This is a genomic window from Candidatus Spongiihabitans sp., assembly GCF_965247905.1.
Lineage (GTDB): Bacteria > Pseudomonadota > Gammaproteobacteria > Arenicellales > Poriferihabitantaceae > Spongiihabitans.
Window position 1 is genome coordinate 1659523 of sequence record NZ_OZ252047.1, and the last position, 12765, is coordinate 1672287.

Genomic DNA, 12765 nt, shown 5'->3' on the forward strand with positions numbered 1-12765 from the left:
TTTTATGCACGGCTGCCTGGCAACCTATCACGGTCGGAATTATTTCGCACCCGGCTTAAAAACATGATCGAAATACGACCAACCAACCCGATTGATGTTGGCGTTCGAGCCTTGATTTCTGAATTGGATGACTATCATCGGGCAATCTACCCGGAACCATCAAACCATTTGGACCCTGCCAAACAATTAGTTAAGCCCAATGTCTGTTTTGTCGGCGCGTACGATGAACATGGCCATGAAAATAACTTGCTCGGCATTGGGGCGATAAAGTATTTATGCCACGATTGTGACTATGGCGAGATTAAAAGGGTCTACGTCAGGGCAGCAGAGCGCGGCCAGGGTATATCCAAACTTATCATGGCGTATCTTGAAAATGATGCGCGTAAAAAAGGCGTCAAAATTGTGCGACTTGAAACCGGCATCCATCAACTTGAAGCCATTGGTTTATATGAAAAATCGAACTATCGCCACCGCGCCTGCTTCGGCGATTATACGGAGGATCCGCTGTCGGTTTTTATGGAAAAAATTTTGACCAAGACACTACTCGGCGAAAATCCCGCCAGGCCCGGCTTCAATCGCAATCAAGCCTCGTTGCTGTGAAAGTTAATGGGACAGCAGTGAAGCGACACATGCTGGTGACAATGCCTTATAATGATGCGATGATGATTTTGGGGGCGAGGTGATGCGCAGAGCATACAATCGGTAAGACAATCTCGCCAGACATCTATTACGGGGAAAAACGATGAGTAAATTGCGTGAATTTATTATAAAAGATGTGCGCTGTTTTGAAGGAGAACAGCGGGCAAATATTCGCCCCATCACTCTGCTCGTTGGTGAAAACAGTACCGGCAAAACCTCTTTCCTGGGAAGTTATCGAGCATTACATCAGGTATTGAATGGCCATCAATATGCTCCCACGATGCTGTGGCATTTAAATTTCAATGTGGAACCCTTTCAGATGGGCGCATTCAGGGATATTTATAGATCAAAGCGAGGGAAATCTAACGGGAGAGACGATTTTATGTTGGGTTGTAGCATGGATGATGGAAACAACAAGCACGATATTTTTCTGCGATTCACTGAAAAAGGGTTTGAACCAGCGATTACATCTTTGCGTTTCCAAATATCTGAGAAATCTTATCTAGAAATACAGATTACTCAGGACCAAAATATTATTCTAAAAATCCCAGGTCACACTATAAAAGCAAAGAGAACAAGATTTCATTATGATGAACTTTATTTATTTTTTATTCTTCTTGGAAGAGGTTTTTACCCACCAGATAAGGAAAGAATTTTAAACATAATAGACATCGAAGAAAAAGAAGCTGACATATTAAATAAGTTTTTGAGTGAAAAATTAGCAATTCACCATGCAGCGAATTCAATAACTAACATTAAACCTTATTGGCTTGGGGAGGAAAAATCAATTGCTCCCTTGCGATCAAAACCAAAACGCACCTACGACCCAATCACTGAAGTTTCTACTCCAGAGGGCGATCATATTCCCATGCTGATGATGCGCTTGCTACGCACTAAAGATAAAAAGTGGGATACGTTGCACGAGGATTTAGTGGAGTTCGGCAATCAATCTGGCTTGTTTTCTGATATTAAAATCAAGGGCCACGGTAAACAGATCAATGATTCCTTCCAGTTGCGGGTGAAAGTTAGAACAGGACCTCAGTCCAACATCATAGATGTCGGTTACGGAGTTAATCAGATACTACCTATTCTGGTTGAAATCATACACTCAAGTCGAACAACGTTTCTATTGCAGCAACCAGAGGTACACCTGCATCCACGCGCACAAGCAGAGTTTTCCACCTTCCTGGCTAAATCTGTATCCAAGAAAGGACATTCCTTCTTAATTGAGACGCACAGCGACTACATCATTGACAGAATGCGGATATCAGTGCGTGATGGAATTATAAAAAACCCCGATGATGTATCCATTTTGTATTTTGATCCAGAGAAAAGGGGAGGGTCTGTAAAGATTCACAACATTAAAGTAGATAAGCAAGGGAATCTCATTGATACCCCTCCAGGCTACCGAGACTTCTTTATGAAAGAGAGCGATAAATTACTTGGTTTTTCATAACGAGACTGTGGCCATGTGCATCATTATTGACACGAATAAAATACATGATTTCCTGAAAGATCCCCCATCGGATGATACGCAACCCATACACATTTGGCTTGCTCAAAAAGGAGGATCATTTGTTTATACCACTGATGGTAAATATGGGGAAGAATTAAAAACGGTCAAATACAGACTTTTAGAGTATGTTCGAAAAGGGCAAGCAAGAGTATTCACCGAAAAACAAACTGCACCGGAAAAAGAGCACTTGGAAAATCTCGGACAACATATATCTAATGATATTCATATTCTTGCGCTTGCCAAAGCAAGCGGTGCACGGCTTCTTTACACTGGAGATAAAGATCTGATGGCTGACTTCAAAAAGAAGGCAATTATCGATCCCAGGGGGAAAATATATTCTGGTAGCGGACACAAAAACCTTCTCAAGAAGGATTTATGCAAACGATCATTTTGAGTTCTTTCTCAATATTTATATGAGGGGAAAATATGCCGAAAATGACTGTTTTGCGTATTTTGGTGAATACCTAACCTTCTGATAAATAAAGAAAATACAAAGAAAATCAGTGTATGATAAGTCAACTTTCCTTATATTGACTTTTCATCCCAGCCCCGCTAAACTCCCGCCATTATGCAACCTATCCCCAACGAACAACTCCTGGAGCGCATGCGCATTGAAAATCCGTGGTGGAGTGAGATGCCGTCACAGACAGACCAGATGTATCGCGACATGCGCCCCCGTGCCTATTTTGAGCCCCTTGCCGAACTCGTGGAAGCGGTGGATGTGCGTCGTGCGGTCGTGCTGATGGGTCCGCGGCGCGTAGGCAAAACCGTGTTGCTACAACACATCATCCAAAAACTGTTGGACAAAGGCATCCCTGCGCGTTCCATTGCCTATCTATCCCTTGACCAGCCCCTCTATTCCAATCTTTCCATCGAAGAACTCGCTGGCAAGGTACTGGGAGCCAGCCTATTGGAAAAGGCAGTGCCGGTTTTTCTCTTTCTCGATGAAATCCAATACCTGCGGGATTGGGAGCGGCACTTGAAGGCGTTTGTCGATGTACATCCGCACATCAAATGCGTAGTATCCGGTTCGGCGGCGGCAGCCTTGCGACTCAAAAGCATTGAGTCTGGCGCCGGTCGCTTCACCGATTTTTTTCTGCCACCACTGACCTTCTATGAGTATCTGGATTTACAAGAAATCAATGTACCGATTGAACTAAAAAAAGACATGTGGACTCTTGAGGAAGGCTTTATCGAGACACTCAACGAGCACTTCATCCGCTACATCCAAATCGGTGGTTACCCCGAAATTGTTTTTTCCGAAACCATCCAACAGGACATGGGCCGTTATGTCCGAAGCGACATCATCGACAAGGTATTGCTACGCGACCTGCCGAGCCTTTATGGTATTCAAGATATACAGGAACTCAACTCTCTGTTCATGTCCCTTGCCTGGAACACCGCTCAGGAAGTATCACTGGACAAACTTTCGCAAAACTCTGGTGTTACCAAACCCACGCTCAAACGTTATCTGGAATATCTGGAAGCCGCGTTTCTAATCAAAACCGTTCACCGAATAGATCAAAATGCCAAACGCTTCAAGCGCGTCAATTTTTTCAAGGTGTATCTAACCAATCCTTCCATCCATTGTGCCCTGTTTGGGTCATCAACAAACCAAGAACCATCGGGAGCACTGATCGAAACCGCGGTATTCGCTCAGTTGTTTCATTTGAAAGACCAAGTGCTTCACTATGCGAGATGGAAGGGCGGCGAAGTAGACATGGTGTTCCTTAATGAGCGCGGGCATCCCGACGGATGTTTGGAAGTCAAATGGTCTGACAATAATATCGAGCAATGGCAAAAGCGCGGACCCTTGCGGATATTTCTCAAGAAACATCCAAACATGCATGCTTGTTCTTTTACTACACGCACCAAAACTGGGCAATTTGATATAGGAAACCAAAAGATGATGTACCTTCCCACCAGCCTGTATTGTTATCTTGTTGGCCTCCGCCTCGCACCGGATTTTTCCTTATGAACCTCACGCCCAACGAAAAGCGTGACGCGATAAAGAGCATTGAATCGGGCAAGCCCTTGCCGGATAAGTATCGTTTCCTGCTGTTTGATGACAAGCGCGAGGTGGAACTGGTGTGGAACGGCAAGAGCAACGAGGTGTGCAATGTGGTGCTGCCGTTTCAGGTGATTGAGCAAGTGGACGAGCCGCGTGCGGAGAAGCCGGAGGATGCGGCATTGCAACAGGATATGTTCGACACCGATGCACGCGGGCGGCAACTGACCGGCTGGAGCAACAAACTCATCTGGGGCGACAACAAGTTGATCCTGTCGTCCTTGAAAAACGGTCCCCTGCGCGAGGAAATTGAAGCCCAGGGCGGCATCAAATTGATTTACATTGATCCACCGTTTGATGTGGGTGCGGATTTTTCCATGGACATCGCCATCGGTGACGACACCTTCACCAAGAAACCGAATGTGCTGGAGGAACTCGCCTACCGCGACACCTGGGGCAAGGGCGCGGATTCGTTCATCGCCATGATTCACGAGCGGCTGGTGTTGATGCGCGACCTGCTCGCCGAGGACGGCAGTATTTATGTGCATTGCGATTGGCGGGTGAATAGTTATATTCGGTTGGTGATGGATGAGGTGTTTGGTAAAAACTGTTTTGTAAATCAGATTGAGTGGAGCTACAAGACTGGTGGCATACCTGAGATCGTAGGGTTTTTAAAAAAGCACGATCATATTCTTTTTTATTCGCAATCTGAATCACCTATTTTCAATCAGCTACGGCAAAAGTCGTATGTTCCCACCTTGCCAGAACCTCATACAAATTCCGGTAAACGACTCAGGGTGAAGCGTGACACAGTTTGCGAGCTTTGTGAAAATGGAAACCCCGGTCAAAAATACAGAATGGTGATAGCACGGGACATCTGGGACGACATTTCATCAATCTTTAGGAATGATTCGCAAGCTACTGGATATGCTACTCAAAAACCCGAAGCCCTGCTCGAACGCATCATCAAAGCATCCTCCAACGAAAACGACATCGTCGCCGACTTCTTCTGCGGTTCTGGCACCACCGCGGCTGTGGCGGAAAAACTGGGGCGTAAATGGATCGTCTCCGACCTCGGCAAGTTCGCCATACATACCACGCGCAAACGCATGATTGGCGTGCAGCGACAACGCAAAGAAGCAAAGCAGGATTACCGCGCCTTTGAGATTCTCAACCTCGGCAAATACGAACGCCAACATTACATCGGCGTCAATCCCGGCCTGCGTCCCGAACAGCAACAACAGCAAATCGCCGCCAAGTCGCGGGAATATCAGGCATTGATTTTGAAAGCCTACGCCGCGCAACCGGTAGCCCAGTCCGGCGTGTTCCACGGCAAAAAGGCCGGGCGCATGGTCGCCATCGGGCCCATCAACCTGCCGGTGACACGCCTGTTCGTGGAAGAGATTATTTTGGAATGTCGCAAGCAACGCATCACCCGTGCCGACATCCTCGCCTTTGAATTTGAAATGGGTTTGTTCCCGCAAATCATGGACGAGGCGAAAAACAAAGGCATCAATCTGGCGATGAAATACATCCCCGCAGAGGTGTTTGATAAACGTGCGATGGAGCGGGAGCAGGTGGTGTTCCACGATGTGTCGTTCGTTGAAGTCAAGGCGCATGTCGTCAAGGGCAAAGGCAAGGGAAAGAGCAAGATGCCCGCCACCGTAACGGTGGAGTTGACCGATTTCTCGGTGCATTATTCTCAAGACCCAAACGCCGCAGCAACGCTTAAAAACGGCAAGCACAAGGTTGTCGTCGAGCAAGGGCAGATCTTGCGCATCAGCAAAGACAAAACTGGTAACATCTCCCGCGAGGTATTAACCCGAGAATGGACCGACTGGATAGATTACTGGGCGGTGGATTTTGACTTTGAAAACAAACGAGAAATCATCCGCGTGCGGGATGAAGAAAGCGGCGAGACCGAAGAACGGTGGAGCGGCGACTACATCTTTGAAAACGAATGGCAAAGTTTTCGCACCAAAAAAGACCGCAGCCTGGAACTAAAAAGCGCAACGCACGAATGTAGCCCAGGACGCCGCAAAATCGCAGTGAAAGTGGTGGATATTTTTGGCAATGACACGATGAAGATTGTGGAGGTGACGGTATGAAAATCAAAAGCATACATCTTAAAGAATTCAAGCGATTCACTGACTTAAAAATCACCGGCCTGCCTGACACTGCTAAACTTGTTGTTCTGCTTGGCCCGAATGGTTGCGGGAAGTCTTCCGTGTTTGACGCGATTTATGCTTTCGCAAGTATGAACCATTACGGGCTAGAAAATCAATGGCGGGACTATTATGGAAAAGAAAGCATTCAGGACGCTGGCAACATGCAAAGTGGGGGAGGAATAAATGAACGAACTAAGATTGAGTTTCACGAAGAAGCTCCCACGGATCCAGAGGAATGGCGGAGAGCCGTTTATCCGCGAACCGCTTATCGACATGTTTCCTCTTTTGATCAGCAACAGCTTTCCCGAATTCTTCCTGTCTTGGAAGAACGTAGATTTTCTCGTTTCTCTCAAGATGATAAGGCAGCAGACAATAACTATATCCGGCTTATTTCTAAAGGATTTCAAGATGCCTTTGAAAAAGAGAATCCCAAAACAACAATGGAGAAGTTTCGGCGCAACGTCATAGGAGAAATAGCGGACAACCTGAAAAAAATGTTCCCGGATTTAGTCCTCAAAAGTTTAGGGAATCCGCTTGAAAGTGCCAGCACTTTTAGATTTGACAAGGGAGTCTCACAGGGATTTTCGTATGAGAATCTATCAGGTGGGGAAAAGGCGGCATTTGACTTAATTCTTGATTTAGTTATTAAACGAACTGCATTTAACAATACCGTGTATTGCATTGATGAACCAGAAGCGCACATGAGTACCCGCCTGCAAAAAGATTTGTTAGCTTGTCTTTACGAACTCATCCCTGAATATTGCCAACTCTGGATTGCCACGCATTCCATTGGGATGATACGCAAGGCACGGGAATTTCAGCAAGAAAATCCTTCGGCAGTAGCGTTTTTAGATTTTGATGATAGGGATTTTGATAAGCCCGAAACTATTACTCCGGTTGTACCCACTCGAGCATTCTGGCAAAAAACATATGAAATCGCGCTTGATGATCTGGCTAAATTAGTTGTGCCGAAACGGATAATTCTTTGTGAGGGGGAGCCGGGCAAAGATGGTTTTGATGCACGTTGCTATAACCAAATATTCGGCAAGGAATTTCATGACACACTGTTCGTATCCGCTAAAGGTAGTGGAAATGTCAAAAATCTTAGATCAGTTATCCAGGCCATAGCAGAAAACGCGGAAGTGATTCCTTTAATTGACCGGGATGAAATGACCAACGGTGAGCGGAATCAAGCGCGACAAGAGGGAGTGTTAGTTTTAAATCGGCGTGCCCTGGAGAATTATCTCATTGACGATGAAGTTATTCATCGTTGGTGTGAAGAATATGTGGGAATAGAAAAGGCAAGCGATTTAATTCAACTACGTGATGGTAAAATTGAAAACGGAAACATATGCAATGGTAAAGTAAAGGAAGCCGCGGAAGCAATCCGTATAGCGGCAAAAGACAATTTTGGTATTCCGCAACCTGGGGGAAATTGGCAAGAGTTTGTCTCTGAATTTATGGTGCCGCTGATTACATCTGATACGGCAATCTACCAAGAATTGAAAAACGATATTTTTGGCAATGACACGATGAAAATTGTGGAGGTGACGGTATGAGCGAGCAAATACCAGTCAACCCAAAGATGCTTCTCTGGGATCGAGAAACGAGCGGATACAACGTTATAAAAGAATTCACCTTGAGGATTAATAATGCTGACCTCTCATGACATGCTCGACAAAATCAATGCCGGTGAAAGCTCAGGGGTAGAATTTAAAGAGGTGGTGATTAGTGGTGGGAAAATAAAAACCACGCACAGAGACCACTTGTCTGACGAATTTGCCGCTTTTGCCAATCAGTCAGGCGGCGTGGTGATTTTCGGCATTGTAGATGGCACCCATCAAATTAAGGGCATTGATGCCGTAGATATACCGGCTCTGATTACACATATCAGCGAAATTTGTCACGATTCCATTGAGCCCCCCATCGTCAATTTTTATGTGGATAGTATACAAATCCCCGAACCGAATGATGAAAATGCAGAAAGGCATCTGGTTTATGTGGAGATTGAGCGCAGCCTTTGGCTCCATAACAGCAAGAACGGGTATTTTTACCGGCACGGCAATAGCAAAAGGAAAATGAGCACAGCGCACGTTTTGCGGGTAGGTCAAAGCCGTTCCCAAGTGCGTGTCATCAACTTTGATGAACAGTCTGTCCCCAATACCAACCAAGACACGTTGCAAAAAGAATTATACATGCGGTTTATCAGCGATGACGACACACAACTATTGTGCAAGCGCAGACTGCTGGTATCAAACAACGATACTTTGAATGCGACAGTTTCCGGGATTTTGATGTGCAACCCTACACCTGATGGCCACATCTACAACAGTTATATCCAAGCCGTTTTTTATAGAGGTAAGACCAAAGATGCTAACTATCAAAACGACGCAAAAGATTATCATGGACCCTTAGATAAACAGATAATAGGCGCGTATAATTTTGTTAATCAATACAACCATATTTCCGCAAAAAAAGAGGTTGGCAGAGAAGAGAAACCACAGTACAGCATGCGAGCTGTATTTGAAGCATTAGTCAATGCGGTAGTGCACCGTGACTACGCTAAACATGGATCAAAAATCCGCCTATTTATGTTTTCCGATCGGCTGGAAATATATTCTCCCGGAGCATTGGCGAATACTTTAACTGTTGAAAATATGATTGATAATCAATTTACACGCAATGAACTACTATCGCGTCTTTTGTCTGAATTAAAAATTGATGATGGGATGAATGATTCCGTTAATAGAAAGTATTTTTTGGAACGCCGGGGCGAAGGTGTTGGCATCATATTCAACGACACTGAACAACTCAGCGGCAAACGGCCGGTCTATGAATTGATTGGTGAAGAATTAAAATTAACAATCTACGCTGCAAAGTCATTGCAACAATGAACATTGCTCGTAACTTTTGGCAGGCATGATTGCTATGAACCACCCCAAGATCACCGCCCCCATCCTCGCCGCCCACCCTGACACCCAGGCCATCTACCTCTACGGCACCTGGGGCACCGAATATCAACGACCGGACAGCGATGTGGATGTTGCCGTGCTATTGCCATACACGACGGCGCGCGCGGTCGATTTTTGGGAATGGTGTCGCCTTTCGGTGGCGGTTTCGTCTGCGGCAAAGGTGGATCGTGCTGATTTGATTAACCTGCATGCGGTTTCGGTAATCCTGCGCAAGGAAATCATCGTCGCCGAGCGGCGTATTTATTGTGCTGATGAAAACGCGGTCGATGAATTTGAAATGCTGACACTGTCTTTTTATCAACAATTGAATAGGGAGAGGCGGGAAATAATTGCCAGCGGATTGAGTAGGGGGAGGTTTTACGATGTCTGACATTCTCATGCAGAAAAAAGCCAGCATCGAGCGACGCATCAAACAGGCGCGGGATTATTATGCAATAGCATCGGAAAAACCTTTCTCCGAAGATTTTCTTAGACAGGACGCGATTGTCGCCAATTTGCACAGAGCCTGCGAGCAGTGCATTGATATGGCAAACCATTTGATTCGCGTGAAAAAACTGGGATTGCCTACTGAAACAGCCGATAGCTTTAGGTTACTGGGGAAGGCGGGCATCATAGATGCCGAACTGGAAAAGAAACTTATCGGCATGGTGGGATTCAGAAACATTGTTATCCACGAATATCAGAAGATTAACTACCGCCTGGTGGAAGATGTAGTCAAAAAGCATGCCGACGATTTGATTACATTCGCCGGCATCTTGCTCGCCTTGTCACAGTAGCGTTGCATCATGCCCCTTCCACCTAACTTCCCCGTCTCGCCCCACGATATTCTTAATCCCGACACGCGCTGGCTACCGGGCGAACCCGACCAGCGCATGGATAAATTGCCGCCGCTGGTGCAGAAGTTGCGCGAGCAGGTCAAAACTTGGCGCGATAAAGACTACGAGGGCGCCACGGACACCGGTCGCAGTTTGTTGCGCTGGTGGTTTGGTGGAGATCATCTGCTGACCGGGGCCGACGGGATAGCGCGGGAATTCCGCTATTACTTCGCGCAACGAGAAGCGATTGAGACGATTGTTTATTTATATGAAGTTGCCGCAGTCAAGGACAAGTTTGATCTGATACGTTTTGATTCAAGCGGAGAGGTTTCGCGCAATCTATTTGACGAAGATTGGTTGCGTTTTGTTATCAAGATGGCAACCGGTAGCGGTAAGACCAAGGTGCTGAGCCTCGCTCTGGCTTGGTGTTATTTTCATAAACTCTACGAACCCGATTCAAAACTTGCGCGCAACTTTTTGCTCATCGCGCCGAATATTATTGTGTTAGACCGTTTGAAAAAGGATTTTGATGGTCTGAAAATTTTTTATGCCGATCCGGTGCTGCCGGATAGTGGATACGAAGGACGTAACTGGCGGGATGACTTTCAACTAACTCTGCATATTCAGGATGATGTGACGGTGGTTAGAAAAACCGGCAATATTTTTCTTACCAACATCCACCGCGTGTATGCCGGTGACGATATTCCGCCTTCACCGGACGATGAAAATACCATGGGTTATTTTTTGGGAAAGCGTCCGACCGGTGCGACTACTGATTCCAAGGTGGACCTGGGCATGATCGTGCGCGACATAGATGAACTGGTTGTGTTTAACGACGAAGCGCATCATATCCACGCCCCCCGGATGGCGTGGTTTAAGTCGATTGAAGACATCCACAACCGTCTGAAACAAAAGGGAGGCGAACTCGCGTTGCAGGTGGACACCAGCGCCACGCCCAAACACAACAACGGCGCTATCTTCGTGCAGACGGTGACGGACTATCCGCTGGTGGAGGCCATTGCGCAAAATGTGGTCAAGCATCCGGTGATTCCCGATGTCGCCAGCCGCAACAAACTGGAAGAAAAAAGCAGTAGCAAATTTTCGGAAAGATACGCCGATTATCTAAATCTCGGTGTTGTGGAATGGCGCAAGGTACACGAAGAACATCAAAAAATGAACAAAAAAGCGGTGCTATTCGTGATGACTGATGATACAAAAAATTGCGATGAAGTTGCCAAGTATCTGGAAGACACTTATCTTGAACTGAAAGATGCTGTGCTGGTAATTCATACCAAAAAGAATGGCGACATTGCTGAAACTACCACTGGCAAAGGAAAGGAAGAACTGGAAAAACTACGCAAACAAGCCAACGACATAGACAACATAGACAGTCCATACAAAGCCATCGTCTCGGTGCTGGTGCTGAAAGAAGGCTGGGATGTGCGCAATGTAACCACCATCGTCGGGCTACGCGTCTATTCGGCAACAAGCAATATCCTGCCCGAACAAACCCTGGGACGCGGATTGCGGCGCATGTATCCTGATGCCGATGCCGAGGAAAAGCTGAGCGTCATCGGCACCGATGCGTTTATGGATTTTGTCGAGTCGATAGAGAAAGAAGGCATAACGCTGGAACGGGAGCGCATGGATACGAATTCTGATCCAACCGGGCCTTTGGTGATTGAGGTAGATAAAGATAATCCGAGAAAAAATATTGACGAACTGAATATTGAGATTCCGATACTGGCGCCCAGAACCTACCGAGAACACGGCCGTCTGGACATGCTGGACAGCAAAAAATTCACTCACGAAAAGCCGCTCGTTAAACAATTCGACGAACAGCAAAAACGAAACATTATTTTTCGCTACTTGGCGAAAGACGAAAGCAGTCATGAGACCGAACTGGGCGATGCCGGAGTTTCCGATTATCGGTTGGTTGTGAGTTTTTTCAGTCGCATCATTATGAAAGAATTAAAACTGGCAAGTGTTTATGATCTGGTGTATGAAAAAATGAAAACTTTCATCAGTGAAGATTTGTTTGTGAATCCGGTTAACCTTGAAGATCAAAACACACTGCGCAATCTTTCCGAACCTGGAGTCACTAAAATCATCATAGAAACCTTCAAGAAAAATATCAACAACATCACTTTGCAAGATAAGGGCAGCACCGAAATTAGCAAGCAGATAAATACTTCAGCAACTCGCCCTTTTATTGTTAAAAAGCAAGAATGTATCATTCCGAAAAAAAGCATCTTTAATAAAATTATCGGCGACAGTTCTCTGGAATTAACATTCGCAAAATTTCTGGAGGAGTGCGATGATATTATTTGTTATGCGAAAAATTATTTTGCCGTGGGTTTCCGGGTGGATTATGTAAAATCTGATGGCAACATTGCCAATTATCATCCTGATTTTTTGGTAAAGGCATCCGAGAACGATGTCTTTATCGTAGAAACCAAAGGTCGCGAAGAATTAGATGTTATTAACAAAAAAGCACGCATGAAACAGTGGTGCGAGGATGTGAATAGATTGCAGTCAACGACCACATATCGTTTTTTGTATGTGGATGAGGCGGGGTTTAAAAAATATAAGATAAAAACTTTCGCCGCCTTGATTAAAGGTTTTGGGGACTTCCAATAACATATTT

Annotated in this window: 10 protein-coding genes; all 10 read left to right on the top strand. The window is 45.7% G+C overall.

Annotation, left to right across the window (positions count from 1 at the left end; genetic code table 11):
• Nucleotides 1-63 precede the first annotated feature (63 nt).
• Entirely contained in the window at nt 64-600 is a 537-nt protein-coding gene (locus tag ACP158_RS08565; protein WP_424945740.1) for a GNAT family N-acetyltransferase, read from the top strand.
• A gap of 142 nt (nt 601-742) precedes the next feature.
• Complete coding sequence (locus tag ACP158_RS08570) at nt 743-2095, top strand: AAA family ATPase (RefSeq protein WP_424945741.1); 1353 nt, start codon at nt 743-745, stop codon at nt 2093-2095.
• A gap of 13 nt (nt 2096-2108) precedes the next feature.
• Nucleotides 2109-2549: a hypothetical protein gene (locus ACP158_RS08575; RefSeq protein WP_424945742.1), complete on the top strand. Its 441-nt coding sequence runs from the start codon at nt 2109-2111 to the stop codon at nt 2547-2549.
• 210 nt (nt 2550-2759) lie between these two features.
• Nucleotides 2760-4133 (top strand): ATP-binding protein, encoded by a 1374-nt coding sequence (locus tag ACP158_RS08580; protein ID WP_424945743.1) that lies wholly within the window; start codon nt 2760-2762, stop codon nt 4131-4133.
• A complete protein-coding gene (locus tag ACP158_RS08585) occupies nt 4130-6271 on the top strand; it encodes a site-specific DNA-methyltransferase (protein WP_424945744.1) in 2142 nt (713 codons plus the stop codon). The genes ACP158_RS08580 and ACP158_RS08585 overlap by 4 nt, the downstream gene beginning before the upstream one ends.
• Nucleotides 6268-7890, top strand: coding sequence for an AAA family ATPase (locus tag ACP158_RS08590; protein ID WP_424945745.1), 1623 nt, complete (start codon nt 6268-6270; stop codon nt 7888-7890). Before ACP158_RS08585 ends, ACP158_RS08590 begins: the two co-directional genes overlap by 4 nt.
• A 93-nt stretch (nt 7891-7983) precedes the next feature.
• On the top strand, nt 7984-9225 hold the full coding sequence (locus ACP158_RS08595) for an ATP-binding protein (RefSeq protein WP_424945746.1): 1242 nt from the start codon (nt 7984-7986) through the stop codon (nt 9223-9225).
• A gap of 34 nt (nt 9226-9259) precedes the next feature.
• Nucleotides 9260-9673: a type VII toxin-antitoxin system MntA family adenylyltransferase antitoxin gene (gene mntA, locus ACP158_RS08600; RefSeq protein ID WP_424945747.1), complete on the top strand. Its 414-nt coding sequence runs from the start codon at nt 9260-9262 to the stop codon at nt 9671-9673.
• Nucleotides 9666-10079, top strand: coding sequence for a type VII toxin-antitoxin system HepT family RNase toxin (gene hepT / locus ACP158_RS08605; protein ID WP_424945748.1), 414 nt, complete (start codon nt 9666-9668; stop codon nt 10077-10079). The genes mntA and hepT overlap by 8 nt, the downstream gene beginning before the upstream one ends.
• Before the next feature lie 9 nt (nt 10080-10088).
• Nucleotides 10089-12758, top strand: coding sequence for a DEAD/DEAH box helicase family protein (locus ACP158_RS08610; RefSeq protein ID WP_424945749.1), 2670 nt, complete (start codon nt 10089-10091; stop codon nt 12756-12758).
• The last annotated feature ends 7 nt before the right edge of the window (nt 12759-12765 follow it).